This window comes from Puniceibacterium sp. IMCC21224 (assembly GCF_001038505.1).
In the GTDB taxonomy this organism is placed as follows: Bacteria; Pseudomonadota; Alphaproteobacteria; order Rhodobacterales; family Rhodobacteraceae; genus Puniceibacterium.
The window spans coordinates 3,406,550-3,422,779 of sequence record NZ_LDPY01000001.1; the positions used below are offsets into that span (position 1 = coordinate 3,406,550).

Below are 16,230 nucleotides of genomic sequence, written 5' to 3' on the forward strand. Positions count from 1 at the left end.
GCGGCGCAAACGTCCCCCGGATTGGCAAGAAAGCTTTACCAATTAGAATTCGCTCGCTAGAAAGTGAGCACCGGGCGCGACGCGTATCGGGACAAGTTGCCGAAAAGGCAGCAGTCATCTGGGAGGATTTTATGACACACAACACTGTTTCACGCCGCAAGGCGCTGGCAGGGATCGCCGGATTTGGCGCCGCTGGCCTTGCCGCGCCACATGTCGCATCCGCTGCGGCTCATGGCACCAATTGGAAAATCCAGACGTCGCATACCGGCGGCATCGGACTTCAGACATTTAAGGACTGGTGCGCCACGATCACCGAAAAGACGGATGGCGAGCTGGCGTTTACCCCCTTTGGCGCCAACGATGTTGTCGGCGACTTCCAGTTGTATGACGCGGTCAAGAATGGCGTTCTGGATGCAGTAAACCCCTTCACCATTTACGCCCAAGGCATCATTCCTGCAGCCACATTCCTGACATCCTATCCGCTTGGCCTGCGCAACCCGCATGAATTCGATGTGTTCTATTTCGGCCTCGGCGGGCTTGAGATCGCGCGCGAACTTTATGCCGCACAAGGCATGGTCTTTGTCGGCCCGGTCCATCACGGTCCGAATATCATCCACTCCAAGGTGCCGATCCGGTCCATCGACGATTTCCGCGGCCTCAAAATGCGGATGCCCGGCGGTATGGTTGCCGAAGTGTTCAGTGAAATCGGTGCCGAGACCACGGTTCTGCCCGGTTCGGAAATTTTCCCGGCGCTGGAAAAAGGTACCATCGACGCGGCAGACTATGTCGGCCCGGCGGTGAACTACTCGCTCGGCTTCAGTCAGGTGACAAAATACATCTCGATGGGCCCTGCGGGTTTCATGTCGCTCTACCAGCCGGTGGACATCATGGACATCACCGTCGGCCAACCCTCGTGGGATGCGCTCAGCCCGGCGATGAAGCAATTCGTCGAGATGGAAACCCAGTGGTATTCCGCGCATCACCACGCCGCGATCCAAAAGGCCGACCAGGAAGCCTGGGCCAAGTTCGAGGCCGACGGCACCGAGGTCACGCGTCTGTCGCAGGACGATGTGGAACTGATGACCGAAGTGGCCGTGCCGATCTGGTTCGATTACGCCAACCGTGACCCTGACGCGGCTCGGGTGTTTAAGATCCAGCTCGACTACATGATGTCCGGCTCGCTGGGCTACGTCACTCCCGAGCAGATCGAAGGTCTGACCCTCAACCTGTGACCCAAAGCGCTGGGCCGCCGACAACAGAGGCCCGCGCCAACCGCGCGGGCCTCGAACTTGCAAACATCAACACATATGAGCGAGGGGTGACATGCCCAGTCTCGATATTTCGCTACCGCATTGGGCGTACTGGGTAGGGCTGATCGTCTTTCCGCTGGTCGCCATGGTGCTGGCACGACGTCCGCAACCGCAGCACAAGACCTATGGCCTTGGTCTGGGATATTTCATTTTGCTGACCGGCGGGATGCTGGGTCTGCACCGGTTCTACGTCAAGAACCTGCTGGGCCTGCTGTTCATCCCGGTCTTCCTAGCGATCCTGTATGCCAATGCGCAGGGTCAGGATGCGCGGTCCGCCACCTCGAATGCCAACAACATCGTGCGCCAGGCCGAACGCCTCCTTGATCGTGAACAGGACCGCGTCACCGCCGCCGAGGCCGACCTGCCTACGCTGCGGGCGGAACTGATCGCCGCGCAGGCCGAAGAGGAGGCGGGCTCTTTTGCCCTGCGCCGGGTCGAACGCAATGTGGAACGCGCCGAACAGCGCCTGAATGAGGGTCGCACCCGCATCGCCGAAGCGACGAGCGATCTTGAAACCGCCCGGCCCATCGCGCTGACCACTCTGAACGCACTGGCCTACTGGAACAATTTCGCCAAATACGCCTTCTGGGTGTTGCTGGCAGCGATGGCCATCGACGTGTTTCTACTGCCCGGACTGATCCGGCGCGCCAACGCAAACCTGCCCGCAACGCCCGCGATGTCAGAGGCCGAGATTGCGCTGAAAAAGCTTGAGGACAGCGAGCGCAAGGAAGACAGCGAATGGGTCTCGCCGGGGTGGAGCGGCTGGATCGACCGGCTATCGCTCTTTGCTGGCGAATTTGTCAGCTATTGGGCCGTGATCGCGGTGTTTGTCTACTATTTCGAGGTGATCACCCGCTACGTCTTCAACTCGCCAACCAACTGGGCGCACGAGTCGATGTACCTGATGTTCGGGATGCAATACCTGATTGCAGGATCTTACGCGATGCTGACCGAAAGCCACGTGCGGGTCGACATCTTTTATGCCCCAATGCGCAAGACGAACAAGGCATGGGTAGACTTGGCGACATCTGTGTTCTTCTTCATCTTTGCGGGAACACTATTGTGGACCTGCTACATATTTTCCTTCGATTCCATCGCGGTACCGACAGGCAACGGCGTCGTCTCTGAATGGGCGCGCGGCAATCTGAGCTTTGGCGAGATGGTGGGCAGCCTGAACCTTGCTCAATGGACCGATCCGGCGATCCGCTGGGGCGAAATCAGCTTTAACGAATGGGAGGTCCCTCTGTGGCCAATGAAATGGGTCATGGTGATCGGCGGTCTGCTGCTGGTGCTCCAGGGCATATCGAAAATCGCGCAGGATCTGCGCACCGTTCTGAAGGGGGCCTGAACCATGGGTCTTGATATCGGAATCGGGTTACTCACCCTGATCATGTTCGGCTCTTTGCTGGTGTTGCTGATGGCGGGTCTGCCGCTGGCCTTTGTCACCGGCGGACTGGCCTGCGTGTTCCTGTTTATCCTGGGCGACGAAAGGGCGCTTAATATCGTGCCCAGCCGGATCTTTCCGCTGATGACGAACTATCAGTTGTCGGCGATCCCGTTGTTCATCTTCATGGCGTCAATGTTAGAGAGGGCGGGCATCATCAACGAGATGTTCGACGTCATCTACAAGGTGCTTGGTGGCGTCAAAGGTGGGCTTGCCGCCGCAACAATCATCGCCTCGACCATCCTTGCCGCTATGGTGGGCGTGATCGGTGCTGCGGTTGTGACCATGGGCATCATCGCCCTGCCCGCGATGCTGAAACGCGGCTATGACCCCAAGATCGCGATGGGGTCTATCATGGCCGGCGGCACGCTGGGCATCCTGATCCCGCCGTCGATCCTCGCCATCATCTATGCCGTTGTGGCCGAGCAATCGGTGGGAGAGCTGTTCATCGGCGCGGTCATTCCGGGCCTGATGCTGTCGGGCATGTACATCCTGTATGTTGTGGTCCGCAGCTACATCAACCCGGACCTCGGCCCGCCGATCCCGATGGAAGAACGTATCTCGACCCGCGAAAAGATCGCGCTGATGGGCAATATGTCAGCCCCGATTGCGCTGATCGTGATTGTTCTGGGCGTGATCTTTACCGGCATCGCCACACCGGTCGAGGCGGCGGGCATCGGAACATTTGGCGCCTTCATCGTCGCCGCCATTCACCGCAAGCTGAGCTGGCACACCATCCGCGAGGCGTCGATCACCACGCTCAAGGCCTCTGCCATGGTGATCTGGATCATGTTCGGTGCGACGATCTTTGTCGGACTCTACGTGCTTGAAGGTGGGCAGCAATTTGTCCAGAACGCGCTTGAGGCCACCGGGTTCGGGCCTTGGGGCATCCTGATCATCATGATGATCGTGCTGATCGTCCTTGGCATGTTTCTGGACTGGGTTGGGATCCTGCTGCTCTGCGTTCCGATCTTTGTACCGATCGTCAAGGCGCTGGGGGCAGAGTCGTTTGGTCTGGATAGCCCGGACGATCTGGTGCTGTGGTTCGGGGTACTCTACCTCGTCAACATGCAGATGTCGTTTCTGTCGCCGCCCTTTGGCTATGCGCTGTTCTACCTGCGCGGCGTGGCGCCTGCTGAAATTCCGATGTCGGATATCTTCAAATCGGCATTGCCGTTCCTGTTCCTGCAAATCGTCGGGTTGCTGATGTGCATGTTCTTTCCGCAAATCATCACGTGGCTGCCACGGCTGGTTTACGGCTGATCTGATACATCGTTCCGGGCAATCAATGCGCCGCTCCGATCCGGGGCGGCGCTTTTTTTATCTCCCGCGTCACGCGCGCCCTGCGATGTTTCGCAACGTCGAGTGACGATAATCGGTGACAGATATGCTCTGCTCAGCCAAGATTGACGTACCGCTGACTTTGCGTGCGCAGTTTGCCATCCTGCGAGGCAGAGCGATCAGGATTGCGAAAGGCCAGACGGCGTCGCCTTGGGAGGGGCAAACATGGACACAACGATCAAGCGTGCCACTGTGGGCGCCATGCTCTGCGCCACGGTGACGGGCGCGACGGCAGAAGAGTTGAAGTTCGACAACCTCTATATCGTTGGCGACAGCCTGAGCGACGGCGGTGCCTACAGTCAGACGGTTCAGGCTGGTGGCGGCGGGTTGCTGCCCGCGATCAACTATCGCTGGCTTACCAATGCCCCCGATGGGTCGTCACGCACCTATGGTGAGGTTCTGGCGGGCGAATTAGGGCTGGATCTTCAACCAAATATCATCAGCGGCGTCCCAGCCGTCGGTCTGGCCGACGTGCTTGTGGGCGGGACCAATTACGCTCAGGGCGGTTCACGTGTCACCGATCCCGCTGGCATCGGCAACGATCTGACCATCGGCATCACCACATTGCCGATTGCGCAGCAGGTCGACCAATTGCTGACGGACAATCCGTCATTTGGCGACAATGATCTGGTCATCCTCTGGGGTGGTGCCAACGACGTGTTTGCCCAGTCGGGCGCGGTTGGTGCCGGGCTGATCACCCCGACCGATGCCGTCGTGAACATGACCCAAGCCGCAACAGAAATGGTAGCACAGATCGACCGCGTCCGCGCTGCCGGGGCCGAGACGATCATCGTCGTGACCGCCCCGGATATCGGATCGACGCCGTTCGGCCTGTCGTCTGGTGCAGCGGCGGCCGGACTGCTCACAGGGTTAAGCGATGCGTTCAATACGCAGCTTATCGCGGGTATTGGCAGTTCAGCGGTGATTGTGGATTCGCAAAAACTGCTAAGCAGGGTGCAGGCCGATCCCGTCCTCTACGGCTTTACCGCTGTGGACGCCGCGACGGTGCCCGCCTGCATTGGTCAGTCGCTTTCGTGTATTCAGGGGCTTAGCGCCAGTATCGACAGCGAAACCCGGATCTTTGCCGATGGTGTGCATCCGACCACTGCCGCACATCTGATCTTTGGTCAGGCGGCCTTTGCCGGGCTTCAGGCCGCGACTCAGACCGGCGCGATCTCGGTGTCGATCATGACCGCACTACGCCAGCAAAGCCTGTCGATCGAAAATCGGATGAACCCCACCGTACTGATCGGATATGACGAAAACGGCAACCGCGTGCGCCGCAAAGTCGGCGACATCGACGTATTCGGCAGCGTCGAATTCGGCAGTTACGAGGCTGACTCACAGCAGGTGACCCCCGGTGTGACCGGCTCTACCCAGGTGGCCAAGCTTGGCTTTGACATCGCCGTGGCCGAGAATGCGACTGTTGGCCTGGGTCTCAGCTTTGACAAGGGGCAGGTCGAATTCGACGGCGGAAGCGGTTTTGATTCAACCCTGATGGTCGGCGCGCTGTTTGGTCAGGTGGCGCTGTCCAAGGCGTTCTATCTGAACGCGGCTGTTGGCGGCGGCTCAATCTCGGTGGATGACATCGACCGCCAGTTCAATCTGGGCCCGGCGACCGAACGCTACAGCGCCAGCTCGGACGGCAGCTATCGCTTTGCCCGGATCGGGATGGGCGGGTTCCTTCCACTGGGCGATCAGGTGTTGCTGAACCCTTTTGCGCATTACACCTATGAAAAGGTGTCGATCGACGGGTTCACTGAATCACAGGGCGCGGCAAGTCTGGCGTTCGGCGACACCGAATACGAATCGCGCCGGATCACGGCTGGCGTTTCGGCGATCATCTCACCGATTGCCACTCCGGGATGGAAGTTCAACCTGCGCGGGTCGATCGAACATGATCTGAACGACGATCCGTTGTCGGTGTCACTGGGTCCGAATTCTGCGACCTTGGGCACCGTGTCAGCCCCCCGGCCTGACCGAACCTGGGGCTATCTCTCGGGTTCGGTGATAAAGGAACTCGGACCAGAGTCTTATCTCAGCTTTACCGCCTCCAGCTCTATCGGACAGGATGGCACCACCGGCTATGTCGGCGCGCTGTCGTTCAAGATGACATTCTGACCACGGCGAATAGCGGCCCGGACGTCAGACCCGGTCGATCCGCTGGAACCCATCGCGCAGCGCCTCGGACCAGGCGCTGCTCATCTTGGCAAAGGCTTCGTCCGTTGCTTCGATCCGCCGCGTCTCTGAGATTTCAAGCGCGTCTTTCTTAATAATCACCATGTCCAGCGGCATCCCGACACTCAGATTCGACCGCAGCGTCGAATCCATCGACAACAGAACCGCCTTCTGCGCCTCGGCAAGCGTGGTTTTGACCGTAATCACTCGATCCAGAATCGGCTTGCCGTACTTGTGCTCACCAATCTGAAGGTATGGCGTATCGGTGGTTGCTTCGATGAAATTGCCCTCGGGATAGACAAGGAACATTCGCATCGGGCCACCCTTGCGCTGGCCTGCGACAATCATCGACGCCGATGCGCCCTGATTCATGCCGTTCAGCTTGTTCGCGACCTCGACCGTCACGGTCGCCAGCGTATTGCCCACCACCTGCGCCACCTTGAGCATGGTCGCCGCCTTAAAGATCGACGTTTGGTCGTCCGAATCCTCATCCTCGATGGCGTCAGACAGCCGCGCCAGCGTGGTCTGTGTCACCGACAGGCTGCCCGCAGTCATGATCGCAATCACCCGATCACCGGGCGATTCGAATGTGAACATTTTGCGGTACACAGAAATGTTGTCCAAACCCGCGTTTGTCCGCGTGTCCGACAGCATCACGATGCCCTCATCCAGCAACAGTCCGACACAATAGGTCATGGCCCAAGTTCCTCTGCGACGCGATGCGCCAAAGATCCTTAGCTAGGGCCAACTTGCAGACGCTGCAATCCACCCCGTGCGTCAGACCCACCCGCCGCAGCGTCAAAACCTCACTGTTGCTGCGTTTGCGACATCACAGCCACAGTTACATCCATATGTTCTTCGACTCCGCCCTCAAGAACGCCCCGGATCGGTGCGGCGTCGAGCGCGTCAAACCCGGACCCAACCCGGATATAGCGTTCGTCCGGGCAGCATTCGTTCGCCGCGTCGAATCCAACCCAACCCAGCCCCGACACATGCAGTTCAGCCCAGGCATGGCTGGCCTCATGCGCCGATCCATCGGAACCGGAATGCAGGTAGCCAGTGACATAGCGCGCCGGGAAATCAGCCGAATGGGCTACGGCGATCAGCGCATGGGTATGATCCTGACAGACCCCTTTACCGCCCGCCAGCGCCTCGGCCGCAGTGGTGGCGGGCTCGGTCTCTCCGGGGACATAGGCGATGGCTTTGCTCACCGCGCGCGACAGCGCATGTGCCCGGGCCAGAGCGGTTTCATCCTCCATACCGTCAAGCGCGGCGGCAGACAGCGCCTGCAACGCCGCATCGGCCCGCACCATGCGCGTCGGGCGCAAATACGAACTTGGCCGCACGGTTTCACGGTGATCCCGCAACACTCCGAACTGATCGGTTGTTTCGACCTCTCCCTTGACCGTCACGGTCAGTTCAGACACCGGGCCGCGCACCGAAACGGTCTGCGTCAGGTCGCCGCCACCATCCCGAAACACCGCACCGACAATGGCGCCTTCGGTTTCGACCTCCCAGAACATGATTTGCTGGCTGGCGCTTTGCGACGGGGTCAGCCGATGCGCTTGCACCAGTGACCGCACCGGCGAATCGTAGGTGTAGCGCGTCACATGGTTGACGATCAGCCTCATAGTGGCATCCCCTCCAGATAGCTTTCCTGCACCGCAGCCGCGATATCCCCGTTGCGGAGCAGAAAGCGGGTCAGAAATTCATGCAACCCCTCGTCAAAGATCTTTTCGACCGAGGTTTCCGCCAGTTCAAACAGGAACTCGCGCGTCTTGCCTTGCGCGGGTGTGGCGCGCCCATAACAGTCTGTCAGTTTATCGAGACTGTCGCTGACCTGTTGCACCGACGATAGCAGCGACCGTGAAAACTGCCGGTTGATGATCAGGAAATCGGCGATCTTGGCCGCAGTCAGTTCGCCCGGATAGATCCAGTTGAACGACCGGTGCGCCGACATAGACCGCAGCAGCGTCACCCATTGCGACTGATCCAGACCCGAGCCGACATAGGTGACATTCGGCAGCAGCACGTAATATTTCACATCCAACAGCCGCGCGGTGTTGTCGCCGCGTTCGATCCCGAAACCGACCCCCATAAAGTGGTGCCCATCGTTGCGCAGCTGGGTTGCATCCAGCGACCCGCGGATCAGCGATGTGGCCCGCAATGTCCATTCGGTCAGATCCGTCAGCATCAGTTTACTGCGTTCGGTACGCTGGAACTGCTTGAGTTCCTGATACGCACCGTTGATCGCGTCCCACGAGGCCGAAGTCAGTGCGGTACGCACCACGCGGGCATTCTCGCGCGCCGCACTCAGGCAGGACAACACCGATGACGGATTGTCCGAGTCAAAGAACAAAAACGTCTCGATGTTGCGCTGCACCGGGTCGCCGTATTTTTCCTTGAACGCGGGCAGCGATCCGTTCGATTGCAGAATCGCCTCCCAGTCATTGCGGAATCCACCGCCGATATCGGGCAGCAGCGCGTTGCGCGCCCCGACTTCGAGCAGGCGCGAAGTGGTTTCAGCGCGCTCAATATAGCGCGCCATCCAGTACAGGTGGCTTGCGGTCCGGCTCAGCATGTCATCACTCCGCCAATACCCATGTATCTTTGACACCGCCGCCCTGGCTTGAGTTCACCACCAGCGACCCTTCGGTCAGCGCGACCCGTGTCAGACCACCGGGCACCAGTTCGATGGTTTCGCCCACCAGACAATAGGGTCGCAGATCGACGTGGCGAGGCGCAATCCCCTCTTCCACAAATGTGGGCGTTGTAGACAAAGCCAGCGTGGGCTGCGCGATGTAGTTGTCAGGGTCCTCGGTGATTTTCTGGCGGAAAATCTCGATCGTGGTCTTGTCGGCCTTGGGGCCGACCAGCATGCCGTAGCCACCGGATCCATGCACCTCTTTGACCACCAGTTCGTCCAGATGTTCGAGCACGTATTTGCAGTCATCGGTCTTGCCACATTGCCAGGTCGGCACGTTTTCCAAGATCGGTGCCTCACCCAGATAGAACCGGATCATCTCGGGGACATAGGTATAGATCGCCTTGTCGTCCGCGACACCAGCACCGGGGCACGAACAGATATTCACCCCGCCCGAGCGATAGACCGACATCAGGCCCGGCACACCCAGCATACTGTCAGGCCGGAAACACAGCGGGTCGATAAAGGCATCGTCGAGTCGGCGATAAATCACATCCACCCGCTGCGGCCCTTCGGTGGTCTTCATCCAGACATAGTCACCTTCGACGTACAAATCCTTCCCCTCGACCAGTTCGACCCCCATCAGGTCGGCCAGAAAGGAATGTTCGTAATAGGCACTGTTGAACTGACCTGGCGTCAGGATCACAACGCGCGGCTCGCCCTCGCATTTCGCCGGGGCAACCGACGCCAGCGTCTTTTTCAGTAGGCGCGCATAGCCATCCACCGGCGCGATGCGGTTTTCCACAAAGAGCTGCGGGAACATCCGCATCATGATCTCGCGATTCTGCAGCATATAGCTGACGCCAGACGGCGTGCGGCAGTTGTCCTCGAGCACATAGAACTGGTCGCGCCCGGTGCGCACCAGATCGATTCCCACGATATGACTGTAGACATTGCGCGGCGGACGGAACCCGACAACCGCCTTTTCAAAGGCTTCGTTGCGGGTCACCAGACGTTCAGGAATACGGCCCGCGCGAATGATTTCTCCTCGATCATAAACATCGGCGAGAAAGGCGTTCAGTGCCGCCGCCCGCTGACGGATGCCGCGTTCCAATTTGCGCCATTCAGTATCGGTGAACACACGCGGGAACATATCGAACGGGATCAGCCGTTCGGGATCGCCGCCTTCTCCGTAAACGGCAAAGGTGATGCCGACGCGGCGGAACAGGTTTTCCGCTTCGCTTTGCTTGAGGCTGCGCAGATCCTGAGGCATGGATTTGTGCCAACGCTCAAGGCTCTGGTAGGCGCTGCGCACCTGTGAACCATCGAGCATTTCGTTGAATGTCTTGGGGTCTGGTGTTGTCATGGGCGATCCTTCCAAGGCGAACAGACCATTCCTGCGCTGGGTTGTAAAACCGTATTGCAGTGAATGCTAACAGAGCAAAGCGTCGACGCACAGAATTTCAGCAACGCCCTTGCGTCGCGCAAGCACAGCACGAATATCTGCGGACAACGCCTTACTGCCAAACGGTTTTTCCGGCGGAAAGCAGCCATGTCCATCCAATCCTGCCTTATCTGGGGGCGATTCTGAATGCGAAAGCTAAATATCGCACAACAATATAGCGGACCCTGGGTAAGTCGCACACAAATTACGCACACTCCGACGATAAGCACCTCAAATCGTCATGCAACTGTGGCCTCCCTCCGACGCTTGCCTACTCGTTGTGCCTGTCCAAACGGACAAACACGATAGCCGGACAGCATCCGCAACTGGACGTGCCAGTGGCTGACCAGCGAAACAATAACGTTGCGGCGTGACCCAGGAGGAATCGGCACCAGGGCGTTCGCCCCGGCGCCAACCGGGCCCGCCGCGCCACCATGGGATGGATAAGATGACTTCAAGGATTTCACTGACGGGCCTCGCCACAGCCTCGCTACTGGCCTCTGGCACAGCCGTCCTGGCGCAGGACTGCCCGATCAAGGTCGGTGTGCTGCATTCACTGTCAGGTACGATGGCGATTTCGGAAACGACCCTGAAAGACACCATGCTGATGCTGATCGAAAAGCAGAACGCCGCAGGCGGCCTGCTGGGATGTCAGCTTGAGGCTGTCGTAAAGGATCCGGCGTCTGACTGGCCGCTGTTTGCCGAAAAGGCCCGTGAACTGATTTCCAACGACGGGGTCGACGTGACCTTTGGCAGCTGGACATCGTCATCCCGCAAGGCGGTGCTGCCGGTGCTCGAAGAACTGAACGCATTGTACTTCTACCCGGTACAGTACGAAGGCGAAGAAAGCTCCAAGAACGTGTTCTACACCGGCGCCGCACCGAACCAGCAGGCGATCCCGGCGGTGGATTACTTCCTCGAAGAGCTGGGCGTGGAGAAATTCGCGCTGCTCGGCACCGACTACGTCTACCCGCGCACCACCAACAACATCCTTGATTCCTACCTCAAGAGCAAAGGGATCGCCGAAGAAGACATCTTTGTGAACTACACGCCCTTTGGTCAGTCCGACTGGTCAACCATCGTGGCCGACGTCGTCGCTCTTGGCGCCGATGGTAAGCAAGTCGGTGTGATCTCGACGATCAACGGCGACGCCAACATTGGCTTTTACAAGGAACTCGCCGCCGCAAACGTCTCGGCTGACGATATTCCGGTTGTGGCCTTTTCGGTGGGCGAAGAGGAATTGTCGGGTCTCGACACCTCGAACCTCGTGGGTCACCTCGCCGCGTGGAACTATTTCATGACCGCGGAAACGCCCGCAAACGCTGAATTCATCAAGGAATGGCATGCGTTCATCGGTGACGACAGCCGCGTGACCAATGACCCGATGGAAGCGCATTACATAGGCTTCAACATGTGGGTCAAAGCGGTCGAAGCCGCCGGAACCACCGATGTCGACGCCGTACGCGAAAACATGTGGGGACTTGAGTTCCCGAACCTGACCGGCGGAACCGCCGTGATGGGCACCAACCATCACCTGTCCAAGCCGGTGCTGATCGGTGAAATCCGCGCCGACGGCCAGTTCGACATCATCTCGCAGACCGAGCCGGTCGAGGGCGATGCCTGGACCGACTTCCTGCCGGAATCGGCGGTTCTGACCTCTGACTGGAAAGAACTTGGCTGCGGCATGTACAACACCGAAAACAAGACCTGCGTTCAGTTGACCTCGAACTACTGATACGCGAATTCCGGCAGGCGCGGCTCCTCCTTTCCGCGCCTGCCGACTTGAACGAAATTCAAATCCCGGACAGGTCTGCCCATGCTTCGTGCGCTCACACTCGCCCTTGCGCTATGCCTATGCCTGCCCGCGGCACAGCTACGCGCACAAACATCGACCGACCTGCAGACAGTGCTGCAACGCCATGCCGACGAGGTGGTAAACCCGGGCCGACGCAGCGTCGATGTGGTCATAACCGATCTTGTGGCCGCAGGCCTGCCCGACACCGCCACCTTCCTTGAACGCTGGGCCGACAAGGGTGTTTATCAACGTTCGACCGATGGCCTATTCTACTACGCTACCCGCTCCGGCGACGAATTTACGATAACAGACATTTCGACCGGCGAGCCGGCGGGTTCCGCCCCCGCTGCCGAGATGACCGAGATTCGCCCCAACGGCGGCGTGCGCCGCGTGCTGGCCACCGCGCTGGTACAGTTCCAACTCTCGGATCCGGATATAGCGCGCCGCATTGCCGCGCTTGACGCGATTTCGCGCAGTCCTGCCGCAGATCAGGTCGAACCCCTGCGCTTGTCCATCGCGAACGAGCCGGACCCGGCATTGAAGCAGCGCAAGGAACGTCTGGCCGGTATGCTCGCCGCCAGCTTTGCCGATACCCCCGCAGAAAGAATCGCTGCCATTGAGAATCTGTCCGGCGCGCTGGATGTGGATGTGCGCGCGGTGATGAACCTGATCCTGACCTCATCCGCCGACGTCGCGCCCACCCTGCCAGAAGGTGCCAACATCGCCCGGACCCTGACCCCCGGTGACGATATTTCCGAGGCCGAGGCCTATGCCCGCCTTGTCGTCGCCAACCTCGCCCCCGAGGCCGCGTCGAATGATGCGATCAAGGCGGTGCTGACCGACAACATCATCGACGGCCGCGTCGGCGGTGTGCCCGTGGGTCAGTTGAACACAACGCAGGCGCGTGCCACTGCCTATGCCGCCCTGACTGCCGCCGGCACCGTGCCACCGCTGGTCACGGACGAAAGCCGCGCCGCCGCCATCGCGCAGCATGTGTTCTTTGAACAATATGCCGAACCCGATCCAGCCATCACCGACGCCGCCCGCACCGCCCTGACCGAAATCGAGGGCCGCGTGTCACGCTATCAGGTGCTTGACCTCGGGCTTGACGCGCTGTCTCTGGCCTCGATCTACTTTCTTGCCGCCATCGGCCTTGCCATCACCTTTGGGGTGATGGGGGTGATCAACATGGCGCATGGCGAATTCATCATGATGGGCGCCTATACCGGCTATGTGGTGCAGCTGTTCATCCCCGACTATACGCTGTCGCTGGTGGTCGCGCTGCCGCTGGCCTTTGCGGTCACCTTCGCCGCAGGCGTCGCGATGGAGCGACTTATAATCCGCCACCTCTACCACCGCCCGCTTGAAACCCTGCTGGCCACCTTCGGCATCTCGATCGCGCTGCAACAGCTGGCCAAGAATGTGTTTGGCACGCAGGCGCGCCCCCTGACCTCACCCGGCTGGCTGGATGGGGCATGGGTGATCAATGACGTCGTGCAAATCGCCAACATCCGCATCGCGATCTTCTTTCTGGCGCTGCTGTTCCTGGCGCTGATCCTGTTTGTGCTGAAACGCACCCGGCTTGGCCTTGAGGTCCGCGCCGTGACCCAGAACCCCGGCATGGCCGCGTCGATGGGGATCAACCCCGACCGGATCAACATGCTGACCTTTGGTCTGGGGTCTGGCATCGCCGGGATCGCCGGTGTCGCCATCGGGCTTTATGCCAAGGTGACCTCGGAAATGGGCGCTGACTACATCGTCCAAAGCTTTATGACAGTGGTCGTCGGTGGCGTCGGCAACGTTTGGGGTACGCTGGCGGGCGCCTCCCTGATTGGCGGCCTGCAAAAGGGAATCGAGTTCTTCAACCCCTCAAACACGCTGGCGGCACAGACTTACATGATCCTCTTCATCATTCTCTTCATCCAGTTCCGGCCCAAGGGCATTGTCGCCCTCAAAGGCCGCGCAGCGGGGGATTGATCCATGGTGCCCATCACCTCCGGCCTGACACCCCCCCATGCTTCTTCTCTTCCCAAATACGCCGGGGAGTGTGAGGGGCTGGCCCCTCACTCCGGCGCCCAAAATCGCGCACTGCGCCCCGCACCCGAGGACCCTGCATGAGACGATCCTTCCTGTCGCAAAACCCGTCGGTCCTGTGGTTCCTGCTGGCGCTGGCACTATTTACCCTTGGCGTCACCGTGCTGGCCGAGGCAACCGGCACCGGTGCGCTGTCCACCAGCTTTGTCAAAACGTTGGGCAAGACGCTGTGCCTTTGCCTGATCGCCATCGCCATGGATGTGGTCTGGGGCTACTGCGGGATTCTGTCGCTCGGTCACTTCGCCTTTTTCGGCATCGGCGGCTACGCCATCGGCATGTGGCTGATGTATGCGCGCACCGAAATCATCGTGACGGAATCGCTGGCCGCCGCCGCGATCCCCGCCACCCCGCAAGAGATCCATGACGCCATCGGCACACAGATCTTTGGCGTTGTCGGATCGTCCGAATTCCCCGCCCTCTGGGCCTTTGCGGACAGTTTTATCCTGCAGGTGCTGATGGTGATTCTGGTGCCCGGCCTGCTGGCGCTGGTCTTTGGCTGGCTTGCCTTCCGGTCCCGCGTCACCGGCGTTTACCTGTCGATCCTGACCCAAGCCATGACGCTGGCGCTATCACTGTATCTTTTCCAGAACGATTCAGGTCTGCGCGGCAACAACGGCATGTCGGGCCTGCAAAATATTCCCGGCTATGGCGGCGAATCTCAGGCTGTCATCTCAATCGCGTTCTTCTGGGCCTCGGCACTGGCTCTGGCGCTGGGATACGTGCTGTTCGCCTGGGTGGTGTCAGGCAAGATGGGCAGCGTGATCCGCGGCATCCGTGACAACGAATCCCGCGTGCGGTTCCTTGGCTACCATGTCGAGACGTACAAGCTGTTCGTCTTTACCCTCACTGCCATTATTTCCGGCATCGCAGGCGCGCTCTATTACCCACAGGCGGGCATCATCAACCCGGCCGAAATTGCGCCGATCGCCTCGATCTACCTTGCTGTCTGGGTCGCCATTGGCGGACGCGGCAGGCTCTACGGCGCGGTCATCGGCGCGGCCTTTGTTTCGCTGGTGTCGTCGTGGTTCACTGGCGGTGGCGCGCCCAACATCCCGCTGGGGTTCTACACCATCAACTGGACCGACTGGTGGCTGGTGCTGCTGGGCCTCAGCTTTGTCGCCATAACACTGTTCTTTCCAAAAGGGATCGGTGGCGCGTTTGATCTGCTGGTCCGCAAGGGGGGCGACAAATGAGCACCTTGCTTGAACTCTCTGGTGTTTCGGTCTCGTTTGACGGGTTCCGCGCAATCAACAATCTGTCTTTCCAGATCGGAGAGCCAGAGCTGCGCGCCATCATCGGCCCCAACGGCGCGGGCAAAACCACGTTCATGGACATCATCACAGGCAAGACCCGTCCAGACGAGGGCCGCGTGATCTTTGGCGAAAAATCCGTGTCGCTGTTGAAGATGTCGGAAAGCCAGATCGCCCGATCCGGCATCGGGCGCAAGTTCCAGAAACCCACCGTATTCGAGGCGCAGAGCGTACGCGCCAACCTCGCCATGGCGCTGAGCAATCCGCGCGGCCCATTCGATGTTCTGCTCTACACCAAGACCACGCGCGGCGCCGACAGGATCGAAGAAATCGCTGACGAGATCGGCCTGACCGACAGTTTGACCCGGCCTTCGGGCGAATTGAGCCATGGGCAAAAACAATGGCTGGAGATCGGGATGCTGCTGGCACAGGATCCGCGTTTGCTGCTCGTGGACGAACCGGCGGCAGGCATGACCCCTGCAGAGCGCGAGCACACCACCGACCTGCTGAAGCGTGCCGCCAAAACCCGCGCGGTTGTGGTCGTAGAACATGACATGGAGTTTGTGCGGCGGCTGAATTGCAAGGTTACGGTCCTGCACGAAGGGTCGGTTCTGGCCGAGGGGTCGCTGGATCACGTGACCGCGAACAAGGACGTGATTGATGTCTATCTGGGGCGTTAGCGCAGTCGACAAAGTGCGAACCGGCTTTCGGACCAACTGTGTGACCAAGG

Annotated in this window: 12 protein-coding genes; 8 read left to right on the forward strand and 4 right to left on the reverse strand. The window is 59.9% G+C overall.

Annotated features, from left to right (window positions below; all coding sequences use genetic code 11):
- Positions 1–131 precede the first annotated feature (131 nt).
- From dctP to IMCC21224_RS15905, 4 genes are all read left to right on the forward strand, one after another.
- Positions 132–1,232 (forward strand): TRAP transporter substrate-binding protein DctP, encoded by a 1,101-nt coding sequence (gene dctP, locus IMCC21224_RS15890; protein ID WP_047996168.1) that lies wholly within the window; start codon positions 132–134, stop codon positions 1,230–1,232.
- Positions 1,233–1,323: 91 nt separating this feature from the next.
- Entirely contained in the window at positions 1,324–2,658 is a 1,335-nt protein-coding gene (locus IMCC21224_RS15895) for a TRAP transporter small permease subunit (RefSeq protein ID WP_047996169.1), read from the forward strand.
- 3 nt (positions 2,659–2,661) lie between these two features.
- Positions 2,662–4,017, forward strand: a complete 1,356-nt coding sequence (locus IMCC21224_RS15900) for a TRAP transporter large permease subunit (protein WP_047996170.1) — start codon at positions 2,662–2,664, stop codon at positions 4,015–4,017.
- A 243-nt stretch (positions 4,018–4,260) separates the two neighbouring features.
- A complete protein-coding gene (locus IMCC21224_RS15905; protein WP_047996171.1) occupies positions 4,261–6,216 on the forward strand; it encodes an autotransporter domain-containing protein in 1,956 nt (651 codons plus the stop codon).
- 24 nt (positions 6,217–6,240) lie between these two features.
- On the opposite strand, the gene IMCC21224_RS15910 is transcribed toward IMCC21224_RS15905, so the two are convergent.
- The 4 genes from IMCC21224_RS15910 to IMCC21224_RS15925 form a co-directional block, all read right to left on the reverse strand.
- Positions 6,241–6,969 (reverse strand): peptidase, encoded by a 729-nt coding sequence (locus tag IMCC21224_RS15910; protein WP_047996172.1) that lies wholly within the window; start codon positions 6,967–6,969, stop codon positions 6,241–6,243.
- Between the two features lie 110 nt (positions 6,970–7,079).
- Positions 7,080–7,904, reverse strand: coding sequence for a transglutaminase family protein (locus IMCC21224_RS15915; protein ID WP_047996173.1), 825 nt, complete (start codon positions 7,902–7,904; stop codon positions 7,080–7,082).
- Positions 7,901–8,854: an alpha-E domain-containing protein gene (locus IMCC21224_RS15920; RefSeq protein ID WP_047996174.1), complete on the reverse strand. Its 954-nt coding sequence runs from the start codon at positions 8,852–8,854 to the stop codon at positions 7,901–7,903. The genes IMCC21224_RS15915 and IMCC21224_RS15920 overlap by 4 nt, the downstream gene beginning before the upstream one ends.
- A 4-nt stretch (positions 8,855–8,858) precedes the next feature.
- The gene (locus IMCC21224_RS15925) at positions 8,859–10,283 is read right to left on the reverse strand and encodes a circularly permuted type 2 ATP-grasp protein (protein WP_047996175.1); all 1,425 of its coding nucleotides are present in this window, start codon (positions 10,281–10,283) and stop codon (positions 8,859–8,861) included.
- A 526-nt stretch (positions 10,284–10,809) separates the two neighbouring features.
- Between IMCC21224_RS15925 and urtA the strand changes: the two genes are divergently transcribed.
- The 4 genes from urtA to urtD all read left to right on the forward strand — a co-directional run bounded on the left by urtA (position 10,810) and on the right by urtD (position 16,180).
- Positions 10,810–12,096: an urea ABC transporter substrate-binding protein gene (gene urtA, locus IMCC21224_RS15930; RefSeq protein WP_047997197.1), complete on the forward strand. Its 1,287-nt coding sequence runs from the start codon at positions 10,810–10,812 to the stop codon at positions 12,094–12,096.
- A gap of 81 nt (positions 12,097–12,177) precedes the next feature.
- Positions 12,178–14,133, forward strand: a complete 1,956-nt coding sequence (urtB, locus tag IMCC21224_RS15935; protein ID WP_047996176.1) for an urea ABC transporter permease subunit UrtB — start codon at positions 12,178–12,180, stop codon at positions 14,131–14,133.
- Between the two features lie 137 nt (positions 14,134–14,270).
- Positions 14,271–15,443 (forward strand): urea ABC transporter permease subunit UrtC, encoded by a 1,173-nt coding sequence (urtC, locus tag IMCC21224_RS15940; protein WP_047996177.1) that lies wholly within the window; start codon positions 14,271–14,273, stop codon positions 15,441–15,443.
- Positions 15,440–16,180: an urea ABC transporter ATP-binding protein UrtD gene (urtD, locus tag IMCC21224_RS15945; RefSeq protein WP_047996178.1), complete on the forward strand. Its 741-nt coding sequence runs from the start codon at positions 15,440–15,442 to the stop codon at positions 16,178–16,180. Before urtC ends, urtD begins: the two co-directional genes overlap by 4 nt.
- The last annotated feature ends 50 nt before the right edge of the window (positions 16,181–16,230 follow it).

What these genes read in the sequence shown, in the direction of transcription:
- IMCC21224_RS15910 (WP_047996172.1), bottom strand. Translation starts at nt 6,969, where the DNA reads ATGACCTATTGTGTCGGACTGTTGCTGGATGAGGGCATCGTGATGCTG.
- dctP (WP_047996168.1), top strand. Translation starts at nt 132, where the DNA reads ATGACACACAACACTGTTTCACGCCGCAAGGCGCTGGCAGGGATCGCC.
- urtD (WP_047996178.1), top strand. Translation starts at nt 15,440, where the DNA reads ATGAGCACCTTGCTTGAACTCTCTGGTGTTTCGGTCTCGTTTGACGGG.
- urtC (WP_047996177.1), top strand. Translation starts at nt 14,271, where the DNA reads ATGAGACGATCCTTCCTGTCGCAAAACCCGTCGGTCCTGTGGTTCCTG.
- IMCC21224_RS15905 (WP_047996171.1), top strand. Translation starts at nt 4,261, where the DNA reads ATGGACACAACGATCAAGCGTGCCACTGTGGGCGCCATGCTCTGCGCC.
- IMCC21224_RS15920 (WP_047996174.1), bottom strand. Translation starts at nt 8,854, where the DNA reads ATGCTGAGCCGGACCGCAAGCCACCTGTACTGGATGGCGCGCTATATT.
- urtA (WP_047997197.1), top strand. Translation starts at nt 10,810, where the DNA reads ATGACTTCAAGGATTTCACTGACGGGCCTCGCCACAGCCTCGCTACTG.
- IMCC21224_RS15900 (WP_047996170.1), top strand. Translation starts at nt 2,662, where the DNA reads ATGGGTCTTGATATCGGAATCGGGTTACTCACCCTGATCATGTTCGGC.
- IMCC21224_RS15915 (WP_047996173.1), bottom strand. Translation starts at nt 7,904, where the DNA reads ATGAGGCTGATCGTCAACCATGTGACGCGCTACACCTACGATTCGCCG.
- IMCC21224_RS15895 (WP_047996169.1), top strand. Translation starts at nt 1,324, where the DNA reads ATGCCCAGTCTCGATATTTCGCTACCGCATTGGGCGTACTGGGTAGGG.
- IMCC21224_RS15925 (WP_047996175.1), bottom strand. Translation starts at nt 10,283, where the DNA reads ATGACAACACCAGACCCCAAGACATTCAACGAAATGCTCGATGGTTCA.
- urtB (WP_047996176.1), top strand. Translation starts at nt 12,178, where the DNA reads ATGCTTCGTGCGCTCACACTCGCCCTTGCGCTATGCCTATGCCTGCCC.